The sequence below is a fragment of the Thermobifida cellulosilytica TB100 genome, assembly GCF_001517975.1.
GTDB lineage: Bacteria > Actinomycetota > Actinomycetes > Streptosporangiales > Streptosporangiaceae > Thermobifida > Thermobifida cellulosilytica.
This window is the reverse complement of the sequence record NZ_KQ950183.1, coordinates 377,155-397,141: the sequence shown is the minus strand read 5'-3', so window position 1 is coordinate 397,141 and position 19,987 is coordinate 377,155. Positions and strand designations below refer to the sequence as shown.

Sequence of the window (19,987 nt, the reverse complement as noted above, 5' to 3'; positions counted from 1 at the left end):
CAGTGCTGTGGCGCACCCTCCCTGGTTCTTCCTTTTCCTTCGACGCGTGTCTCGGAGTGTGCAGTTGTCTTTGACCGTTCTGCGTCCCCGCCAGTCCGCTGCTTCCGCTTCCTCCGCCGCGTTCCGGGCGCCCGCCGTCCGGCGTCCGGCGGTCGGCTCCGTGCCGGGGGGCCGTCCCCGGCGGTCGGTGGCCCTGCTGGTGTTCGTGCTGAGCCTGCTGACGGCGACCAGTTCGCTGGCCACCGACCTGTACCTGCCGGCTTTTCCCGAGATCTCCGCCGACCTGGGCGCCTCCGAGGCGCAGGTGCAGTTGACCCTGACCGCGATCATGGTGGGGTTGGCCGTGGGCCAGTTGGTGCTGGGGCCGCTCAGCGACCGTCTGGGGCGTCGGCTGCCGCTGCTGGCCGGTGCGGGCGTGTTCACCCTGTCGTCGTTGGTGTCGGTCGTGGCGCCCTCGGTGGAGGTGTTGAGCGTGCTGCGCCTGCTGCAGGGCCTGTCGGGTGCCGCGGGTGCGGTGATCGCCCGTGCGGTGGTGCGTGACGTCTTCGACGGCGAGGAGGGAGCCCGTTTCTTCTCCCGGCTGTCCCTGTTGACCGGTCTGGCTCCGATGCTGGCTCCGATGCTGGGCGGGCAACTGCTGCTGTTCGGCTCGTGGCGGCTGCTGTTCGGCGTGCTGGCCCTGGTAGGCCTGGCCAACCTGGTGCTGGTGCACCTGGCGCTGCCCGAGACCCTGCCGCGGGAGCGGGGCGTACGACGCTCCGGGGAGCGGGGTTCGGTGCTGCGGTCGCTGCTGCGGCTGCAACTGGACCCGCGTTTCATGGGTCCGACCCTGGTGATGGCGCTGAGCTTCGCGATGACCTTCAGCTACATCTCCGCGTTCTCCTTCGTGTCCGAGAGCGAGTTCGGTGCCACTCCGCAGCAGTTCAGCCTGATCTTCGGGGTCAACTCGCTGGGCATGGTGCTGGGCAACCAGGTCAACACGGTGCTGATCGGCCGGGTGGACGGTCCCCGGCGGCTGCTGGCGGGCCTGCTGGGTGCGCTGGGTGCGGTGGCGGTGCTGGTGTGCCTGGCGGCCTCCGGGCGGGCCGGGCTGGTGCCGGTGACGGCCGTGCTGTTCGTGATGATGTTCTTCACCGGTCTGATCTCGCCGAACGCCACGACGCTGGCGATCGCCAGCCAGCCTTCCTCGGTGGCCGGAACCGGTTCGGCGCTGCTGGGTGCGTTGCAGTTCGCGGTGGGCGGCGGTCTGGCCGCGACCACGGGCATGGGCGAGGGCGGGGCGGCGAGCCTGATGTCGATGTCGGTGGTGATGCTGCTGACCGCTGCCGCGGCCGGGGCGGTGTTCGCCGGTTGGGTGTTCCTCGGGCGGCGTACTCCGGTGCTGCGCACCGCCTGAGCCGGTGCCGCACCGTGCCGGGTCCTGCGTGCGGGAGGGCCGGGGGTGTCGGGGGTGCCGCCCCGCGTTTGCGGGCACATCACAATAAACCCGCACTTCGATGTTCATACCGGGCAATCCTGGTTAGGGAGAGGGCGCACGTCACCGGGGCTTTTCGTGCCCCCGTCCGGGGCGGCCGGACGGTCCGACTCCCGCCGCAACCGTGAGGAGTTGCCCATGATGCCAACCCGCACCCGCCAGTGGCTGGCGAACCGGATGAGTTCGCACCTGGACTGGCCCGCTTCCCGTGCCCTGGCGCTCAAGGGAGACACCACGATCAGCGTCGTCCTGCCGGCCAGGGACGAGCAGGAGACGGTGGGGTCGATCGTCTCGGCCATCCGGGAGGCCCTCGTGGAGCGGGTGCCACTCGTCGACGAGCTCGTCGTGATCGACTCGCGTTCCGCCGACGACACCGCGAAGGTGGCGGCGCGGGCGGGCGCGACCGTGCACCACCAGGACGACATCCTGTCCCACCTGCCGGGGCTGTGGGGCAAGGGCGAGGCGCTGTGGAAGTCGCTGGCGGTCACCAGCGGGGACGTGGTCGTCTTCGTCGACTCCGACATCCGCAACTTCGGGCCGCACTTCGTGACGGGCCTGGTGGGTCCGCTGCTGGCCGATCCGGAGCTGGTGTACGTGAAGGGCTGCTACAGCCGTCCGCTGCGGGAGGCCGACTCCTTCAGTCCGTTCGACGGGGGGCGGGTCACCGAGCTGCTGGCGCGTCCGCTGCTCAACATGTGCTGGCCGGAGCTGTCGGGGTTCGTGCAGCCGCTGGCCGGGGAGTACGCGGGACGGCGTACGGCCCTGGAGGCGGTGCCCTTCGTGTGCGGCTACGGCGTGGAGTTCGCCTTGCTGGTGGACCTGGCCGAACTGGTGGGCGTGGACCGCATGGCCCAGGTGGACCTGGGCTGTCGCGAGCACTCCCACCAGTCCACCGCGGCGCTGGGGCGCATGGCGGGGCAGATCCTCGACACCGCGTGGTCGCGGATGCACCGGCAGGGGATCGTCGTGCCGGAGCGTCCTTTCTCCCGGGGGATCACCCAGTTCGTGCAGACCGCGGACGGCTACGAGTCCCTGGACTGGGACGTCGAGGTCAGCGAGCGCCCGCCGATGCGTGAGGTGCTGGCCGGGAGCGGTGCGCCCCGGCCCCGGCTGCCGCGGAGCTGAGGGCGCCCGGTTCACCGGAACCTGTCGCCCGGGGTGAGGCAGCGCACCAGGTAGTCGCGCAGGGACACCGCCACGAGCCGGCGTTCGTCGGTCTCGTGGTCCCAGGTGATGATGCCGGGGCCGTATCCGGTGTGGACGTAGGCGAACTGGGGGCCCATGTCGCTGTCTCCGAAGAACAGCAGGTCGTCGAAAGGCACGTACAGTTCGCGGTAGTCCGGTTCCGTGCGCATCGCGAGGTTGTCCTCGACGATGCGTTCGGCGGGCCACACCACGGCGTCGCCGTACTCGTTCCACACCCCGTTGGTCTCGCGCAGCAGTTCCACCAGTTCCAGGGGAACGGGCAGGCCGAGCGTCTCCTCGATCCGCCAGAACAGGGCCTCCTTGGCCGGTTCGGCGAATTCCGCGTCGGGGTACAGTTCACGGATCAGTAAGCGCCACACGGTTGAATCATCACAGCTCCGCCCCTGTCACCGGAAATCGGCGGGCGGAGCCGGACGGGTCCGCGGTGGATCCGCCCGCCGGGGGTGCGGATCCACCGCGGTGGGCGCCCCGGGCTCACGGGGCGCTGTGGCTCAGGTCAGGACGGGTTCGGTCACGCTGTCCGCTGGGGGCCGTTCGGTGATGGCGGTCTCCCGCGGGTAGGGCAGGTAGGTGCCGTCGGCGGTGTCACTGCGCACGTACTGTACGAGCGTGGTGGAGGTGTCGACGGTCTCCACCAGGCGGCCCGACCGCAGCAGGCGGTTGCGGGCGGTGTGTTGGATCTGGGCGGCCATGACCCCCAGGTCCGGGGTGCTCTGGTTGGTGTGTTCGCGCACTCCCAGGTCGACCTGGGCGAGAGCGTCCAGGCCGACGGTTTCCAGCAGGTCGATGAGTAGCCCCAGTTCCACTCCGTAGTGGGAGACGAACGGTACGCGGCGCAGCACGTCGGCGCGTCCGGCGTACTCCCCGGCCAGTGGCTGGACGAATCCGGCGAGCTGGGGCCAGTACTGGTTGAGCAGCGGCCTGGCCACCAGTTCGGTGACCCGTCCGCCGTTGTAGGTGCCGTCCGAGGCGCCGTTGAGCGGCCGGTCGTAGCAGCCCTTGACGTAGACCACCTCGGGGTCGGTGATCAGCGGTCCGAGCAGTCCCGACACGTAGTCGGGGGTGAAGCTCAGCAGGTCTGCGTCGATGAAGACGATGATGTCTCCGGTGGCCACGAACAGCGACTTCCACAGGGCTTCGCCCTTGCCGGCTCCGGGTGGCAGGTCGGGGCGGATCGCGTCCTGGTGGTAGACGGTCGCCCCCGCTTGCGCGGCCACCTCCGCGGTGTTGTCGGTGCTCCGCGAGTCGATGACCACGATTTCGTCCACCAGGGGAACCCGCTCGCACAGGGCGGTGCGGATGTCGGTCACGATGGTGCCGACGGTCGCGCTCTCGTTACGGGCCGGAAGGACCACGGTGATCCGCTGGCCCCGCTTGTTCTCGGCAAGGACGCCGGCGTCCCAGTCCTGCGCACGGCTGGTGCGCCGGTCGAGCCATGCCTCTACCTCTGGCAGCACGGTGCCTCCCCTGAATCAACTCTGTGACGCGGCAGGGGTGCCGCGTCCCGGCGATTCGTTATAGCGTCCGAATTTTTCCGGCGCGTCGCCGACGTGTGGCCAACGGATGACGTCGCAGCGCACACGCTTCTGCACTCTTCGCGTTCCTGTCGGCGTGCCCCGGCGGGGGCGCCGTTGCCCGCCGGTACCACCGTGTCACGGGCGTGGTCCGCGCCTGCGGGCGGGGCCGGGCACGGCACGGGGCCGGGGCGGTCGCCGCCGCCCCGGCCCCGTGCGCGCTGCGGGCTAGGTCGTCCCGCGGGGGTGTTCGGGCCGGTCTCCGGCGACCTTGCCCCGGCCGGGGCGGACCTCGCCGCGCCAGCCGCCCTCGGGGGGAGCGCCCTGCTTCTCGATGAACTCCTTGAAGCGTCTGAGGTCTCCCTTGACGCGTGCCTTGACCAGGCCGAGTTTGTCGCCGAGCTTCTCCACGACGCCTTCGGGGGCGGTGTCCATCTGCAGGGTCACCCGGGTGCGCTGCGGGGCGATGCGGTGGAAGGTCACCACGCCGGCGTGGGTGGTGCCGTCCTCGCTCTTCCAGGCCACCCGTTCGTCGGGGATCTGCTCGGTGATGACCGCGTCGAACTCGCGGTGCCGGCCGCCGATGGAGATCTGCCAGTGGGTGTGGGTGTCGTCGCGTTGTTCGACGAGTTCCACGCCCTCCATGAACCTCGGGAACGTCTCGAAGCGGGTCCACTGGTCGTAGGCGGCTTGGACGGGGACGTTGACCTCGACGGTTTCGATGACCTGAGACATGCGGTGTCCTCCCTGGTCGACGGTGCCGGTGCGCGCCGCCGCGGGGCGGGCGCGCCCGGGACCACCGCTACCCGGCGGGTCGGCGTCCACACATCGCGTGCCCGGGTCAGCGGCCGCCCTCGATCGACGGGGGCGTGTACAGCGCCTCGATCTCCTCGGCGAACGCGCGCAGCACCGCGTCGCGGCGCAGCCGTCCCGACGGCAGCAGCAGTCCGCTGGCCTGGCTGAACTCCTCGGGGAGCACGTGGAAGGCGCGGATCGCCATCTCGGCGGGCAGTCCGTTGTTGACCTCCTCCACCGCGCGGCGGATCTCCGCTCCCACTTCGGGGGTCAGTGCGACCTGTTCCAGGGGGACGGACAGCGGCAGGTTGTTGACCAGCCGCCAGTACTCGAGCTGGTCGCGTTTCAGGGTGATCAGCGCGGTCGCGTAGGGGCGTCCCTCGCCCAGCACGAGGGCCTGGCTGATCAGCGGGTGCGCGAGCAGTTGCGCCTCCAGGTCCGCGTAGTCGGGGGTCGCGGGCCGTGCGGAGGCGTCGGTGACGACTCCGACCACCGGGGGGAGTTCGGCTCCGCGGTGGGGGGCGCCCCTGCGGCGGCCCCGCAGGGCCAGGTAGCCGTGGTCGTCCACTTCTCCCAGCCATCCCGTGGCCAGCCAGCCGTCCGCCGGCGCCTGGTCGTTCTCGCGTACCGCGCCGTGGTACCCGGTGAACACGCCGGGGCCGCGGAGCAGCACCTCGCCGTCGGCGGTGGTCTTCACCTCGGTTCCGTCGAGTGCGGGTCCCGCCGTGCCGGGCCGGGGTTCGCCCGGGGCGGCCAGGGTCGCCAGGCCGCCGGTCTCCACCAGTCCGAATCCTTCGAGGACGGGGATGCCCAGGCCGGCGTAGTAGTAGGCCATCCGCGGTTCCAGTCCGCCCTGTAGGCACACGGCGGCGCGCAGTCGGCCGCCGAGGGCGTCGCGGACCCGGGCGAACGCCCAGTCGTAGATGGCGCGCGACATCCGCTGCCACGGCCGCCGCTTCTTCTGTCCCAGGTCCACCGCGAGCCGGGTGGCGGCTTCGAAGCCCTGGGCGCCGTCCCAGCCGCCCTGCTGCTGGGCGCGGGAGCGTTCCACCTCGTAGACGCGGGTCAGGAAGGCGGCGTCGGTCACGAGCAGGGTGGGCGCGTAGTCGCGGACCTGGTGGGCGAAGGGCCGGTCGGGGCGGGCGAAGGCGGTGCGCACGCCTCCCAGGAGTGCGGCGACGACGGTGGCGCAGGCGGCGAAGCCCTGGGTCTGGGGTCCCAGGAGGGTGGAGGCCTCGCCGGGTGGGATGCTCTGCAGGAGCGGGGAGAGGCGGGCCAGGGTCGCCGAGGCGGCGGACAGCAGGTTGCGGTGGGTGAGCACGGCGGCGCGCACCCGTCGCCGTGCGGTGGCCGTGTAGTGGAGGAGTGCGGGCGCCTGGGCGCTGGTCTCCTCGATGCGGAACCGTACGGCGGTGCCGTCCATGTAGGCGCCGGGTTTGGCGATGGCGTCCAGGTCGGCCTCGTCGAGGGTCCAGATGCGTCCCAGGTCCACCAGTTCGCGTTGCAGCGGGGCGGCCACGCGGGCCTGCCGCTGGTCGCGCAGCACCGCTGCGACGGGGCGGCTGTCGCGCAGCGTCCATTGCAGCAGTTTGGGCGAGCAGCGCGACGGCACCCACACCGCGGCTCCTCCCACGGCCCACACGGCGAGGGTGAGCAGTGTCCGCTCGTGGCCGTCGGGCGCGGTGAGGAGGACCCAGTCTCCGTGGGCGACGCCCGCGGCGATCAGGCCTTTGGCCAGTTTGGTCACCGAGGTGAGGAGTTCGGTGGCGGTCACGTCCCGCCAGCCGTCCTCGGTGGGGAGTTGCAGGACCACACGGTCGCCGTCACGTTCGGCGCACAGGTACGCCAACTCGCCCAGCACGTCCGGGCGCGACAGCGGTGAATCAGGGATTCGTGACTGGCGCATTACCTTCCCACTCCTCGCAGCAGGGCCGGAGAAGCTCCCCCCGTTGTCCCCGGTCATCCGAACGTGCCCTACTGTGCACTGAATCGTTACCTTCGGGCAAGCTCACGGTCCGTCACAGCCAGCCGCGCCGTCCCGCGATCGCGTCGATCCGGGTGTGCAGGTAGCCGGTCCAGTCCTGCTGGGTCGCGGTGGCGTGGTCGAAGGAGAAGCTGAAGTAGGTGTCGGAGCGTTCGGTCAGCAGGCCGGACTTGCGGTCCAGTTCGAGGACGACGTCGGCGCCGCGTTCGTCGGTGGCGAACGACAGTTCCAGGTCGTTGAGGCCGCGGTAGCGGGGCGGGGCGTGGAACTCGATCTCCTGGTAGAACGGCAGCCGCTGGCGGGTGCCGCGCAGGTGTCCCTGTTCGGTGTCGGTGTGTTTGACGACGAAGCCGAGGGCGGCCAGGGCGTCCAGGATCGCCTGCTGGGAGGGCAGCGGTGCGATGCGGACCGGGTCGAGGTCGCCGGGGTCGACGGCTCCGGCGATGCTCAGCCGGGTGTTGACGCCCAGCCGCATCGGGTGGAGCAGGGTGCCGCGGTACCAGTTCAGCGGGGCTTCGAAGGGGATCCGCAGTTCGAAGGGGACCGTGTGGCGTGCTCCGGGGGCCAGGTGCAGTGCGCCGCCGAGCTGCTGGCGGGTGAACTCCATGTCGCGGGTGTACTCGCTGTCGCCCGCTTCGACCTCCACGCGGGTCTGCAGGCCCACGGTGAGTTCCTGGACGTGCTGGTCGACCGTGCCGCCTTCGATGTGCACCCGGCCGCGGATCACGCCGCCGGGCACGGCGACGGCGTCGTCCAGGACCGTCTCCACCGAGGCGCCGCCGAATCCCAGTCCGGCCAGCAGCCGCCGTAACGCCATCGTCGCCTCCTTGCGCAACAGGTCTCAGGGGGCGACGAGTCTAGTCCGTCGCGGGTCTTGTCGCTGGTCCGGTCCTGTGTTGGCGGGGCTGGTCAGGTGGCCGGGCTGCGTCCCAGCCAGGCGGTGGCCGTGAAGACGCCCAGGGCGAGTACCGCGGTGGCCGCCATGACCCAGACCATGCTCGCCAGCGACGCGTGGCCTCCGGCGGCGATCCCGGTGAGTGCGGCCAGGATTCCGCCGAACACGAAGCGGGAGGAGCCGGAGAGTGCGGAGGCGGTTCCGGCCACGGACGGCGGCTGCGAGGACAGCGCCAGTGTGGTCGCGTTGGGGAAGACCACGCCCATGCCGAACATCATGACCGCCAGGGCGGCGGTGAGGGCGGGCAGTGCGGCGGTGTCGGTGAGTTCCAGGACGACCATGGCCGCCACGCTGCCGAAGCCGAGGAGCAGGCCGGCCAGCAGCCGCCGCGTGGTGTCGATGCGGCCGATGAGCAGCCCGTTGAGCTGGGTGCCGGCCATCATGCCGACCGCGTTGAGCGCGAACAGCAGGCCGAAGGTCTGGGGGGAGGCGCCCAGTTCGTTCTGCGACACGAAGGAGAAGGAGGAGATGTAGGTGAACATCATTCCGAAGTTCAGGCTGAGCGCCAGCATGGGACCGAGGAAGCGCAGGTCGCGCAGGAGGTGTGCCACGGTGGCCAGCAGTGCTCCCGGGCGCAGCGGCCGGCGGTCGCCGCGCGGCAGGGTCTCGGGCAGGAGGAGCAGCACCGCCAGGAATCCCAGTCCGTTGACCGCGGCCAGCAGGGCGAAGGCCAGCGGCCAGGGGCCCACGAGCAGCAGTTGGCCGCCCAGGAGCGGTCCGAGGATCGGGGCCATGCCCGACACGAGCATCAGGCGGGAGAAGAACCGTGCCGCCTCGTCGCCCTCGTAGAGGTCGCGGACCACCGCGTGGGAGACGACCGCGCCCGCCGAGCCGGCCAGTCCCTGGACGAACCGGATGGCGACGAACGCCTCCACGGAGGTGACGAGCATGCACAGCAGTGAGGTGACGCAGAACAGGGCGGTGCCCGCCAGCAGCGGTCCGCGCCGTCCCCACGCGTCGCTCATCGGCCCCACGGCCAGTTGTCCCACGGCCAGGCCCAGGAGGGAGGAGGTCAGGGTCAGTTGGACGCGCGCCTCGGTGGTGCCCAGGTCCTCGGCGATCATCGGGAACGCGGGGAGGTACAGGTCGGTGGCCAGGGGGCCCGCGGCGGCGAGCACGCCGAGGACCACGGCCAGCAGCAGGACGGACCGCCGTCGCCGCTTCGCGGGGGCCGGGTGGTGGGGGCCGGGGGTTTCGGGGGGAGTCGGCACGGGGGGCTCGGCCTCGCTGCGCGTCACTGCACTCCTTCGAAGCATGGGATGACCCGACAACAGAAGAGCGGAGGATGGGACACCGAACGGTGCGAACACGCCGTGCGGCGTAAAAAATCCACAAAAATATTGTCGGATGATGTGATCTCTGTTACACCGGGGGCCCGTGTTCCTGCTGTCCCGCGCGGCGGGCGGCGCGGCGGCCGCGCACTAGGATCGGTCCGTGCTCCCGGAAATCACCCTCACCCGCTATGTCACGCCCCTGCGGGAGGGCGGCTCCCTTCCCGCGGTCGTCGAGGCCGACGACCTGGGGACCTACGTCATCAAGTTCGTCGGCGCGGGTCAGGGCCGCAAGTCCCTCGTCGCCGAGATCGTCTCCGGGGAGCTGGCCCGCCGCCTCGGCCTGCCCGTCCCCGACCTGGCGCTCATCCACCTCGACCCGCTGGTCGCCCGCGCCGAGCCCGACCCCGAGATCCAGGAGCTGCTGCGCGCCAGCGCCGGACTCAACCTCGCCATGGACTACCTGCCGGGCTCCATCGGCTACGACCCCGCGGTCCACTCCCTCGGCCCGGACCTGGCCGGGCGCATCCTGTGGTTCGACGCCTTCACCAGCAACGTGGACCGCACCTGGCGCAACCCCAACCTGCTGCTGTGGCATGGCAGCCCCTACCTCATCGACCACGGGGCCAGCCTGATCTTCCACCACAACTGGCCGGGCGCCGAGGGGGCGGTGCTGCGCCCCTACAACGCCGACGACCACGTGCTGGCCACCGCCCGCCCCGACCTGGCCTCCGCCGACGCCGCGCTCGCCCCCCGCATCACCCGTGCGCTGCTGGCCGAGGTCACCGCGCTCGTCCCCGACCGGTGGCTCGCCGACGAGCCCGGCTTCGCCTCGCCCGACGAGGTGCGCGACGCCTACGTGCGCCACCTGCTGGCCCGTGTCGCCGACCGCTCCTGGCTTCCGGAGACCGTCCGATGACCCGCCTCCCCTACGAGTACGCGCTGCTGCGCGTCGTCCCCGACCTGCGCCGCGGCGAGTGCATCAACGCCGGGGTGGTCCTGTACTGCCAGGACCGCCGCTTCCTGGCCGCGCACGTCCACCTCGACGTGGACCGGCTGCACGCGCTGGCCCCCGACGCCGACGCCGAGGCCGTGCGGTCGGCGCTGCGCGCCGTGGAGGCCGTGTGCGCCGCCGCCCCGGGGGCGGGTCCGGCGGCGGCCGAGGACGTCGGCCGCCGGTTCCGGTGGCTCACCGCGCCCCGCAGCACCGTGGTGCAGCCCGGGCCGGTGCACACCGGTCTCACCCTCGACCCGGCGGCCGAGGCGGCCCGCCTGCTGGACCTGCTGGTGCGCTGAGCCGGACCGTCAGCAGTCGCACGGGCAGCAGTCGCAGTCGCATCGGCCGCAGGCCTTGCAGCAGTCCCCGAAGGAGTCGCAGCCGCAGTCGGGGACGCAGTCCCCGCACGAGGAGCAGCACGCCTCGCGGGGCTCTCCCCGCCACGGGCCGGGGTAGGGGTCGCGGCAGCACACCTGGCCGGTGCAGGTCATGAACAGCGCCACCGCGCAGCCCGCCCACAGGCCGCGGCGCCGCGGCGGCCGCTCGGCGCGGGGCGTGGTGCAGCACCACCCGCCCTGGTCGACCGGCTTGTCCCGGGTGTCGTGGCGGTCGTCCTCGTGCGGCGTGCCGGTGCGGGGGCCGGGGTGGCGGGCCGAGCAGTGCGGGTGCTCGTCCCCGTGTCCGGAGGCGGCGAAGACCCGCCGTACCGCGCGGTCCAGTTCGTGGACCAGCAGGGCGTGGACCAGTCGGCCGTCGGTGAACTCGGCTTCGGCGAGGGCCAGCCGCACGCCCAGCACCGCGTCGTCGCACAGTTGCCGTACCCGGGTGATGTCCGTTCCGGTGGCGGTGATCGGGTTCCACGCGCCGCGGGCGCGGTCGGCCGCCTGGTCCTCGACGGCGTCCAGCAGGTGCGCGACCCGGCCGAACAGCCGCCCGGCCTCGCGCAGCGGCGCCTCGTTGCCGGGCCTGCCCGCCAGCAGCGCGGTGTGCGCGAACGCCTCGCCGGTGGCCTCCTCGGTGGGGGCGGTGGCGGCGAGCAGGTCGTCGCCGGGGCCGAGGGCCTCCTCGACCGTGGTCTGCCGGTCGGCGGCGGCCAGCAGGGCTTGCGCGTCGAACCCCAGTCGTCGGCCGGAGGCGCGGGCGTCCTCCGCCCAGCGGCGGGCGAGTCGGCGTGCCGCGCCGCGCACCGGGGTGCGGCCGTAGACGCCGTCCCCGTCGGCGACGTGGTCGTCGACCTTGGCGGCGGCCAGCAGCAGCGACACCGACGCGGCGAGCCTGGCGCCCGCGCCGTCGGCGACCTGGGCGGAACGCATGCCCCGCAGCGGGCAGGGGCCTGCGGTGCGGGTGCTGCTGCCGGGCGTGGTCTGGGCGGCGGCCAGGGCCGAGACCACGAGGCCGTCGTAGTTGGTGGCGACCCGTGCGGTCTGGCCGTGCTCGTCGCGCAGGGCCAGGCACAGTCCGCACAGGTGGGACATCCACTGGGTGGCCAGGTCGCCGGGCAGGGAGTGCCGGCACGGCCGCAGGATTCCGAACAACGCGGTCCGTCGCTTTCGTTCGAGGGGTGTGGGGGCCGCTGTCTTGGATCCCGTCCCGGTGCGGCCGGTTCCCCGCCCGGGTGTTTTCCGCGGGGTGGGCCGGGTCCGCGGCTGCGGCGCGTCCTGTCGTCGCGGCTCGCCATACTGGGTGCCGCGCGGCAGCGGAGGCGATGCGGGGGTGGACCGTGCTGGTGGTGCACGCGGTGTGGGCGGAGGGCGCGCTCGTGCTGTGGGCGGAGGACTCGGCCGGCCGTGCCGTCACCGGGTCGCGTGCCGCCGTGCCTGCGCATCCTTTCTCGGCCGACGCCGACTCCCTGCGGGCCGCGCTGGTCGGGGCGGTCGGTCGTGCGGCCGCCGCGGTCGAGCCGGTGTCGCTGGTGGTGAGCCTGCCCGGCTCCGATCGGCATCCGCTGCCCTCCCCCGCGCTGGTGCCGCCCGCGGGGAGCCCCGCCGTGCCGTCCCCGGTGCTGCGCCGCTGGCGTGTGGCGGGCGTGGCGGTGCGGGCGGGTGCTGCCGGGCTGCTGGCGGCGTTGCGCGACTGCGCCGCGGACGGCCTGGCGGTCGGTCCGGGCCTGGCCCACCTGTGTGCGGTGCACGCCTTCGCCGAGCACCTGGTGGCCGCGGCCCGCGTGGCTCCGCTGGTCGTGGGCGTGCCGCCGTGCCTGCGCTGGCGTCCCCTGCTGGCCGGTGCCGACGCCGCGTACTTCGCCGAGCTGTGCGCGGCTCTTCCGCCGTCCGCGCACGCCCACCTCGACCCGGGGGAGCCGCCCTCGGCCGACGTGCAGGTGCACGCCGTGCTGTGCGCGCTCGTCGACGAGGTGGCGCGCGAGCGGCTCGGCTCTGCCGTGCCGCCGGGAGCGGCCCCGTGGACGGCCGCGCTGACGGGCCCGGATGCGCGGCTGCGGGGTGCCGGTGCGCGGCTTGCCGGGGAGCTGCGGGAGGCGTTCGACGCCGCCCACCGTGTGGGCCGTCCCCGGCTGCTGCTGCGCCTGGTGGAGCCGGAGGAGGAGGCGGGCGGGGACGCGTGGTCGCTGGAGCTGTGGGTGCAGTCCGCGGTCGATCCGAGTCTGCGGCTGCCGTTGCGGGACCTGTGGCGGGGGGAGGGCGGGGCCTGGCTGGGGCCCGAGGCGGAGGCGGCCGCGCTGCGCGAGCTGGACCGTGCGGCCCGGGTCTTCTCCCCGCTGGCGCGGGCGGTGGAGGAGCTGGCCCCCGACACGGTGCGGTTGTCGCTGCGGGAGGCCCACGCGTTCGTCCGGGAGGCCGCGCCCCGTCTGGACGCGGCCGGGGTGACCGTGCTGCTGCCCGCGTGGAGCGGCCGGTCCGCGCTGGCGCTGGAGCTGACCGTGCACGACCGTGTTCCCGCGGGGCGCGGCGGCCTGGGCGTGGACGACCTGGTGGACTTCTCGTTGGAGGCGGTGCTGGGCGGGCAGCGCGTCGACCTGGAGGAGCTGGCCGAGCTGGCCCGGCTCAAGCAGCCGCTGGTGCGGTTGCGGGGCCGGTGGACGATGGTCGACCCGGGCGCGTTGCAGCGGACCCTGGAGCTGCTGCGGCTGCGGGGCCGCGGCCGGATGCGCCGCTCCCGTGCCGTGGCGTTGGCGGTGGCGCCGTCCGCCGGCCTGCCGGTTCCGGTGGAGTCGGTGCGGGCCGACGGCGCGCTGGGCGCGCTGCTGGGCGGTGACTGCGAGCACCGCCTGACCCCGTTGGAGACCCCGCCCGGCTTCGAGGGGGAGCTGCGCCCCTACCAGCGGCGTGGTGCGGCCTGGCTGCGTTTCCTCGGCGACCTGGGGTTCGGCGCGATCCTCGCCGACGACATGGGGCTGGGCAAGACCGTGCAGTTGCTGGCGTTGCTGGCCGATGAGCGCGCCCGCGGCGTGTCCGGGCCGACGCTGATGGTCTGCCCGGTGTCGCTCACCGGCAACTGGCTGCGTGAGGCGGCCCGGTTCGCGCCCGGGCTGCGGGTGCGGCTGCACCACGGCCCGGACCGGCCGCACGGCAACGACCTGGCCCGCCTGCTGGGGTCGACCGACCTGCTGGTCACGACCTACGGGGTGGTGTCCCGCGACGTGGAGGAGCTGGCGGCGGTGCCGTGGCGGCGGGTGGTCTGCGACGAGGCGCAGGCGATCAAGAACAGCACGACCCGGCAGGCGCGGGCGGTGCGTGCGCTGCCGGCCGACACCCGGATCGCGTTGACGGGCACGCCGGTCGAGAACAACCTGGGCGAGCTGTGGTCGATCATGGAGTTCGCCAATCCGGGGCTGCTGGGGCCGGCCGCCCAGTTCGAGCGTGCTTTCGCGGCCGCGTCGGCCGAGGGGGAGGACGGTGCGCGGGCCGCGGCCCTGCTGCGCCGCCGGGTCGGCCCGTTTCTGCTGCGGCGGCTCAAGACGGACCGGTCGATCATCGCGGACCTGCCCGACAAGCAGGAGATGCGGGCCTGGTGCACGCTCACTCCCGAGCAGGCGTCGCTGTACCGGGCGGTGGTGGACGAGATGGCCGAGCGGCTGGACGGCGCCGACCGCGTGCGGCGGCGGGGCGTGGTGCTGGGGGCGTTGTCGAAGCTGAAGCAGATCTGCAACCATCCGGCGCAGTTCCTCGGCGACGGTTCGGCGCTGGCGGGCCGCTCCGGCAAGCTGGAGCGGCTGGAGCATCTGCTGGGCGAGGCGGTCGCGGTGGGCGACAAGGCGCTGTGCTTCACCCAGTACACCGCGTTCGGGGACCGGCTCGCCCCCTACCTGGCGGAGGTGCTGGGCTGTGAGGTGCTGTGGCTGCACGGCGGCACGCCCCGGTCCCGCCGCGAGGAGATGACGCGGCGCTTCCAGGAGTCGGCGGAGCCGATGGTGTTCCTGCTGTCGTTGAAGGCGGCGGGCACCGGGTTGAACCTGACCGCCGCCAACCATGTGGTGCACGTGGACCGGTGGTGGAACCCGGCCGTGGAGGACCAGGCCACCGACCGTGCGTTCCGGATCGGGCAGCGGCGTGACGTGCAGGTCCGCAAGCTGGTGTGCGTGGGCACGGTGGAGGAGCGGGTGGACGAGCTGATCGAGCGGAAGAAGGCGCTGGCCGAGAGCGTGGTGGGCAGCGGGGAGGAGTGGCTGGCGGAGCTGTCGGTGGCCGAGCTGCGGGAGGTGGTGCGGCTGTCGCCGGAGGCGGTGGTGGGGTGAGCCGCCGGGAGGGTTGGTCGCGTCTGTTCCGTGCGGTGCTGGGGCTGTCCGCTGCCCGTCGGGTGCCGGTCGGCGCGGTGGCGGGGCTGCGCGTCACCGCGGGCGAGGTGTCGGCCCGGGTGGCGGCGCGCGGCCGGGTGCATCGGGTGAGCCTGATCCTGCCCGTGCTGGATGCCGCCCAGTGGGACACGGTGGCGGCGGCGTTGGGCGGCCAGCCGCTGTTTCGTGCCCGTCTGCTCGCCGGGCGGCTGCCGGTCGAGGTGGTGCGGGTGTTCGACGTGCTGGGGCTGGCGCTGCTGCCGCGGGGGCTGGACGAGCTGGTGGTGTCCTGTTCGTGCCCGGAGTGGGGGGAGGTGTGCGACCACGTGTCGGCGGTGCTGGAGGCTGTGGCGGAGCGGGTGGACGCCGACCCGTTCGTGCTGGCGGCGTGGCGGGGGATGGAGCGGGGTGCGCTGGTGGCCGCGGTGCGCGGGCAGGCCCGGGCCGGGCGGGCGGCCGACGGCGGCGACGCGGTGCCGCCGGTGCGGGTGGCGGCTGCTCCCCTGCCCGCCGATCCCGCGGCGTTCTGGGCCGCCCCTGCCCTGCCGGCGCTGCCGGCGGTGGCCGGGCCGCCCGCGCCGGGCGCGTCCGACGGTGCGCTGGCCCCGCTGTATGCGCGGCTGTGCCGCCGCGCGGGCCCTGGGTGAGCGCCGCGGCCGGGGAGCGTGCGGGGGCGGTTCGGCCGGTATCCTCCACGCGGCGCCGTGTGCGCGTGCCGCACCCACACGCCGACGGCACGGAGGGAGGGCGGCGTCCCGATGTCCGCACGACCGAGGGGAACGCCATGACGACCTCATGGACCGTACGAAGTGCGCACCGGGCCTGGCTGGACGCCGAGGCCCGGCGCCTGCTGGGTTTCGTGTCCGCGGCAGCGCACCCCGCGCACGGCTTCGCCTGGCTGGACGCCGGGGGTGCGCCGGTGCCGGAGCAGGGCACGCGGACCTGGATCACCTGCCGGGTCGCCCACGTGGCGGCGTTGGCGCACCTGGAGGGGGTGCCCGGGGCGGGGCTGCTCGCCGACCACGGGCTGCGGGCGCTGGCGGGGCCGCTGCGCGACCGCGAGCACGGCGGCTGGTTTGCCGCGCTGGACGCGCGCGGCCGTCCCGCCGAGACCCGCAAGGACGCCTACCAGCACGCTTTCGTGCTGCTGGCCGCGGCCAGCGCCGCGGTCGCCGGGCGTCCGGGCGCGCGGGAGCTGCTGGCCGAGGCCGCGGACGTGGTGGAGCGGTACTTCTGGGACGAGGAGGCGGGCCGCTGCCGGGAGAGCTGGGAGCGGGACTGGAGCGCCGACGAGCCCTACCGGGGCGCCAACAGCAACATGCACCTGGTGGAGGCGTTTCTGGCGGTCTTCGACGCCACCGGGGAGCGGGTGTGGGCGGAGCGGGCGCTGCGCGTGGCGCGGTTCTTCGTGCACGAGGTGGCGGCGGCCCGCGACTGGCGGCTGCCCGAGCACTTCGACGTGGACTGGCGGGTGGTGGCGGACTACAACGCGCAGGACCGGGCCCATCCGTTCCGCCCCTACGGGGTGACGGTGGGCCACGTGCTGGAGTGGGCGCGGCTGCTGGTGCACCTGGAGGCGGCGCTGCCGGACGCTCCGGGGTGGCTGCTGGCCGACGCCGAGGCGATGTTCGCCGCGGCGGTGGAGCGCGGCTGGTCGGTGGACGGCTCGGCGGGGTTCGTCTACACGCTGGACTACGACGACACGCCCGTGGTGCGGGCCCGTATGCACTGGGTGGTGGCCGAGGCGATCTCGGCGGCGGCCGTGCTGGGGCGGCGGACCGGGGAGGGCCGCTACGAGCGGTGGTACCGGGAGTGGTGGGACCACGCCGCCGCGTACTTCGTGGACGCCGTGGGCGGCAGTTGGCACCACGAGCTGGACGCGTCGCTGTGCCCGCCGCGGGGCGGCACGTGGAGCGGCAAGCCGGACGTGTACCACGCCTACCAGGCGACGCGGTTGCCGCTGCTGCCGGTCGCGCCGAGCCTGGCGGGGGCGCTGGCCTCGGGGGGCTGACGGCGCGCCGGTGGGACGCGGACGGGGCCGTCCGGTGGTCCGGGCGGCCCCGTGGGGTTCGGAGGTCAGAGAACGTGCACGTTCTCGGCCTGTAGGCCTCGGGGGCCCTGCGCGACGGTGTACTCGACGCGCTGGTTCTCCTCGAGGCTGCGGAACCCGCGCCCTTCGATGTTGCTGTAGTGCACGAAAACGTCGGGTCCTCCGGTGTCCTGGCTGATGAAGCCGTAGCCCTTCTCACCGTTGAACCACTTGACGGTCCCCTGGGACATGCGATCTTCCTTCTGCGAATCGGGTCCAGACCCGCACCGTGCGGATCTGCGGGTGCTGCGAACCTTCTTCGACAAGGAAAAACGCCCGCCGGTCAACCACTCCGCGGGCGATCGCGAACGATCAGGAGAAATCAACGACTGCAACCCGTGTTCCACGCTACCACACGACCCTCCTGGGCGGCCCGTATCTGCGCTCACTATCCTGGGTCAGCGCCCTTCACCCAGGTCACGCCGGGTGGGGAGGGGAAGGCGGCCCTCACCGCAGGGTCCGCGACTGGACGATTTGAGACGGAAAGAGCTCGACACATGTCACGCGCGCCGCAGGAGGACCCCCGTCAGGACACGCCCGAGATCGGCGCTCCCAAGGACTCGGCCGCGGGTGTTCCCGCCGTCGTCAACAGTCTGCGGGTGGTCGGCCGGCAGGCGGGTGCCGCCCGCGGCGTGCTGACCCTGCTGAACGTCAACCAGAAGAAGGGGTTCGACTGCCCGGGGTGTGCCTGGCCGGAGGGGGAGCACCGGCACACCGCGGAGTTCTGCGAGAACGGCGCCAAGGCGGTGGCCGAGGAGGCCACGCGCCGCGCCGTCACCCCCGAGTTCTTCGCCCGGCACTCGGTGGCCGAGCTGGCCGAGAGGTCCGGGTACTGGCTGGGCCAGCAGGGGCGGCTGACCCACCCGGTGTTCCTGGACGAGGGCGCCACCCACTACGTGCCGGTGTCGTGGGAGCGGGCCTTCGACCTGGTCGCCGAGGAGCTGGCGGCGCTGGACTCCCCCGACGGGGCGGCGTTCTACACGTCGGGCCGCACCAGCAACGAGGCGGCGTTCCTCTACCAGTTGTTCGCGCGCAAGTTCGGCACCAACAACCTGCCGGACTGCTCCAACATGTGCCACGAGTCGTCGGGGTCGGCGCTGACCGAGACGCTGGGCGTGGGCAAGGGCAGCGTGCTGCTGGAGGACCTGTACCAGGCCGACCTGATCATCGTGGCCGGGCAGAATCCGGGCACCAACCATCCGCGGATGCTGTCGGCGCTGGAGCGGGCCAAGCGCGGCGGGACCCGCATCATCACGGTCAACCCGCTGCCGGAGGCGGGCTTGCAGCGGTTCAAGAACCCGCAGAAGGTGCGTGGCGTCGTCGGCGGCGGCACCCGCCTGACCGACCTGTTCCTGCAGATCCGCCTGGGCGGGGACCTGGCGCTGTTTCGTGCCTGGAACCGGATGATGCTGGAGGCGGACCGGCGCTCCCCCGGTTCGGTGCTGGACCGCGACTTCATCGCCGAGTACACGCACGGCTTCGACGCCTTCGCCGAGGAGCTGTGCTCGGGCGACGACGACGCGTTCTGGGCGGACGTGGACGCCGCCACCGGTCTGCCGCGGGAGCAGATCGACGAGGCGCTGGCGATGATCCTGGCCAGCAGGCGGATCGTGGTGTGCTGGGCGATGGGCCTGACCCAGCACCGGCACTCGGTGCCCACCATCCGCGAGGTCGTCAACTTCCTGCTGCTGCGCGGCAACGTGGGCCGTCCGGGTGCGGGTGTGTGCCCGGTGCGCGGGCACAGCAACGTGCAGGGCGACCGCACCATGGGCATCTTCGAGCGGCCGAGCGAGGAGTTCCTCGACGCGTTGGGCGCGGAGTTCGGTTTCGAGCCGCCGCGCAGGCACGGCTACGACACGGTGCGCACGATCCGCGCGATGCGCGACGGCCGGGTGCGGGTGTTCTTCGCGATGGGCGGCAACTTCGTGGCGGCGTCGCCCGACACCCTGGTCACCGAGGACGCCATGCGGCGGTGCCGGCTGACGGTGCACGTGTCCACGAAGTTGAACCGGTCGCACGTGGTCACCGGGGCGCGGGCGCTGATCCTGCCCGCGCTGGGCCGCACCGACCGGGACTTGTCGGGCGGGGTGGAGCAGTTCGTGACCGTGGAGGACTCCATGGGCATGGTGCACGCCTCGCGCGGGTCGGTGCAGCCGCTGTCGGACCAGATGCGTTCGGAGGTGGCGATCGTGGCGGGTCTGGCCCGGCGGGTGCTGGGCGAGGACGACCCGGTGCCGTGGGAGGAGTTCGCCGGCAACTACGACCTGATCCGTGACCGTATCGAGCGGGTGGTGCCGGGGTTTGCGGACTTCAACGCGCGGGTGCGCCGCCCGGGCGGGTTCACGCTGCCGCACGCGCCGCGCGACGAGCGCCGTTTTCCCACGGCCACCGGCAGGGCGAATTTCACGGTGAACCCGACGCAGGTGCTGCGGGTGCCTGAGGGGCGGCTGCTGTTGCAGACGCTGCGCTCGCACGACCAGTACAACACGACGATCTACGGGCTGGACGACCGGTACCGGGGGGTGCGCAACGGGCGCCGCGTGGTGCTGGTCAACCCGGAGGACGCCGCGGAGCTGGGGCTGGCCGACGGGTCCTACACCGACATCGTCAGCGAGTGGCCCGACGGGGTGGAGCGGCGCGCCGCCCACTACATGGTGGTGCACTATCCGACGGCGCGGGGGTGCGCGGCCGCCTACTACCCGGAGACCAACGTGCTGGTGCCGTTGGACTCCACGGCCGAGGTGTCCAACACTCCCACGTCGAAGTCGGTGGTGGTGCGGTTCGAGCCGGACAGCGGCCTGCCCGCGTCGGCCTGATCCGCGGGCCGCGTTTTTGCGCGGCGTCCCGGTTCGGGGCGGGCCTGGTGGGTAACCGCGAAGGAGGGCGCGCGGTGGCCGGGTGCGGCCACGGTGCGCCCTCGGGCCGTTGTGTGCGCATCAGAGCCGGTGGGGGTGCCGAGGAGGGTGCCCG

General features: G+C 73.1%; 16 protein-coding genes. 8 read left to right on the top strand and 8 right to left on the bottom strand.

Annotated elements, in window-relative coordinates; genetic code table 11:
• The first annotated feature begins 64 nt into the window (after positions 1-64).
• Both AC529_RS14405 and AC529_RS14400 read left to right on the top strand, forming a co-directional pair.
• A complete protein-coding gene (locus AC529_RS14405; RefSeq protein ID WP_083948250.1) occupies positions 65-1,396 on the top strand; it encodes a multidrug effflux MFS transporter in 1,332 nt (443 codons plus the stop codon).
• A 216-nt stretch (positions 1,397-1,612) separates the two neighbouring features.
• A complete protein-coding gene (locus AC529_RS14400) occupies positions 1,613-2,599 on the top strand; it encodes a glucosyl-3-phosphoglycerate synthase (RefSeq protein ID WP_068757521.1) in 987 nt (328 codons plus the stop codon).
• An 11-nt stretch (positions 2,600-2,610) separates the two neighbouring features.
• On the opposite strand, the gene AC529_RS14395 is transcribed toward AC529_RS14400, so the two are convergent.
• From AC529_RS14395 to AC529_RS14370, 6 genes are all read right to left on the bottom strand, one after another.
• Entirely contained in the window at positions 2,611-3,039 is a 429-nt protein-coding gene (locus AC529_RS14395; RefSeq protein ID WP_068757519.1) for an SMI1/KNR4 family protein, read from the bottom strand.
• A gap of 132 nt (positions 3,040-3,171) precedes the next feature.
• Positions 3,172-4,137 (bottom strand): glucosyl-3-phosphoglycerate synthase, encoded by a 966-nt coding sequence (locus AC529_RS14390; RefSeq protein ID WP_068757517.1) that lies wholly within the window; start codon positions 4,135-4,137, stop codon positions 3,172-3,174.
• A gap of 285 nt (positions 4,138-4,422) precedes the next feature.
• A complete protein-coding gene (locus AC529_RS14385) occupies positions 4,423-4,929 on the bottom strand; it encodes an SRPBCC family protein (RefSeq protein ID WP_068757513.1) in 507 nt (168 codons plus the stop codon).
• Positions 4,930-5,035: 106 nt separating this feature from the next.
• Entirely contained in the window at positions 5,036-6,895 is a 1,860-nt protein-coding gene (locus AC529_RS14380; protein WP_068757510.1) for an AMP-dependent synthetase/ligase, read from the bottom strand.
• Between the two features lie 112 nt (positions 6,896-7,007).
• Positions 7,008-7,790, bottom strand: a complete 783-nt coding sequence (locus AC529_RS14375) for a sporulation protein (RefSeq protein WP_068757508.1) — start codon at positions 7,788-7,790, stop codon at positions 7,008-7,010.
• 92 nt (positions 7,791-7,882) lie between these two features.
• Positions 7,883-9,184, bottom strand: a complete 1,302-nt coding sequence (locus AC529_RS14370) for a multidrug effflux MFS transporter (RefSeq protein ID WP_083948247.1) — start codon at positions 9,182-9,184, stop codon at positions 7,883-7,885.
• Between the two features lie 178 nt (positions 9,185-9,362).
• Here AC529_RS14370 and AC529_RS14365 point away from each other — a divergent pair, with 178 nt between their 5' ends.
• On the top strand, positions 9,363-10,118 hold the full coding sequence (locus tag AC529_RS14365; protein WP_068757502.1) for a HipA family kinase: 756 nt from the start codon (positions 9,363-9,365) through the stop codon (positions 10,116-10,118).
• Positions 10,115-10,495: a DUF3037 domain-containing protein gene (locus AC529_RS14360; protein ID WP_068757500.1), complete on the top strand. Its 381-nt coding sequence runs from the start codon at positions 10,115-10,117 to the stop codon at positions 10,493-10,495. The genes AC529_RS14365 and AC529_RS14360 overlap by 4 nt, the downstream gene beginning before the upstream one ends.
• Before the next feature lie 9 nt (positions 10,496-10,504).
• Here AC529_RS14360 and AC529_RS14355 read toward each other — a convergent pair whose 3' ends face one another.
• Positions 10,505-11,731, bottom strand: a complete 1,227-nt coding sequence (locus AC529_RS14355) for a DUF5685 family protein (RefSeq protein WP_068757498.1) — start codon at positions 11,729-11,731, stop codon at positions 10,505-10,507.
• Positions 11,732-11,901: 170 nt separating this feature from the next.
• Between AC529_RS14355 and AC529_RS14350 the strand changes: the two genes are divergently transcribed.
• The 3 genes from AC529_RS14350 to AC529_RS14340 all read left to right on the top strand — a co-directional run bounded on the left by AC529_RS14350 (position 11,902) and on the right by AC529_RS14340 (position 16,939).
• Entirely contained in the window at positions 11,902-14,889 is a 2,988-nt protein-coding gene (locus tag AC529_RS14350) for a DEAD/DEAH box helicase (protein WP_232306739.1), read from the top strand.
• Positions 14,886-15,575, top strand: coding sequence for an SWIM zinc finger family protein (locus tag AC529_RS14345; RefSeq protein WP_068757496.1), 690 nt, complete (start codon positions 14,886-14,888; stop codon positions 15,573-15,575). The genes AC529_RS14350 and AC529_RS14345 overlap by 4 nt, the downstream gene beginning before the upstream one ends.
• A gap of 137 nt (positions 15,576-15,712) precedes the next feature.
• Positions 15,713-16,939, top strand: coding sequence for an AGE family epimerase/isomerase (locus AC529_RS14340; RefSeq protein WP_068757494.1), 1,227 nt, complete (start codon positions 15,713-15,715; stop codon positions 16,937-16,939).
• Positions 16,940-17,004: 65 nt separating this feature from the next.
• Here AC529_RS14340 and AC529_RS14335 read toward each other — a convergent pair whose 3' ends face one another.
• Positions 17,005-17,208 carry a cold-shock protein gene (locus AC529_RS14335; protein WP_068757492.1) on the bottom strand — a complete coding sequence of 68 codons (204 nt, stop codon included), beginning with the start codon at positions 17,206-17,208 and terminating at the stop codon, positions 17,005-17,007.
• Positions 17,209-17,514: 306 nt separating this feature from the next.
• Between AC529_RS14335 and AC529_RS14330 the strand changes: the two genes are divergently transcribed.
• The gene (locus AC529_RS14330; protein WP_068757490.1) at positions 17,515-19,833 is read left to right on the top strand and encodes an FdhF/YdeP family oxidoreductase; all 2,319 of its coding nucleotides are present in this window, start codon (positions 17,515-17,517) and stop codon (positions 19,831-19,833) included.
• The last annotated feature ends 154 nt before the right edge of the window (positions 19,834-19,987 follow it).

Excerpts from the sequence above, each read along its gene's own strand:
- AC529_RS14400 (WP_068757521.1), top strand. The coding sequence starts at position 1,613 with ATGATGCCAACCCGCACCCGCCAGTGGCTGGCGAACCGGATGAGTTCG.
- AC529_RS14385 (WP_068757513.1), bottom strand. The coding sequence starts at position 4,929 with ATGTCTCAGGTCATCGAAACCGTCGAGGTCAACGTCCCCGTCCAAGCC.
- AC529_RS14380 (WP_068757510.1), bottom strand. The coding sequence starts at position 6,895 with ATGCGCCAGTCACGAATCCCTGATTCACCGCTGTCGCGCCCGGACGTG.
- AC529_RS14375 (WP_068757508.1), bottom strand. The coding sequence starts at position 7,790 with ATGGCGTTACGGCGGCTGCTGGCCGGACTGGGATTCGGCGGCGCCTCG.
- AC529_RS14370 (WP_083948247.1), bottom strand. The coding sequence starts at position 9,184 with ATGCTTCGAAGGAGTGCAGTGACGCGCAGCGAGGCCGAGCCCCCCGTG.
- AC529_RS14360 (WP_068757500.1), top strand. The coding sequence starts at position 10,115 with ATGACCCGCCTCCCCTACGAGTACGCGCTGCTGCGCGTCGTCCCCGAC.
- AC529_RS14350 (WP_232306739.1), top strand. The coding sequence starts at position 11,902 with ATGCGGGGGTGGACCGTGCTGGTGGTGCACGCGGTGTGGGCGGAGGGC.
- AC529_RS14340 (WP_068757494.1), top strand. The coding sequence starts at position 15,713 with ATGACGACCTCATGGACCGTACGAAGTGCGCACCGGGCCTGGCTGGAC.
- AC529_RS14335 (WP_068757492.1), bottom strand. The coding sequence starts at position 17,208 with ATGTCCCAGGGGACCGTCAAGTGGTTCAACGGTGAGAAGGGCTACGGC.
- AC529_RS14330 (WP_068757490.1), top strand. The coding sequence starts at position 17,515 with ATGTCACGCGCGCCGCAGGAGGACCCCCGTCAGGACACGCCCGAGATC.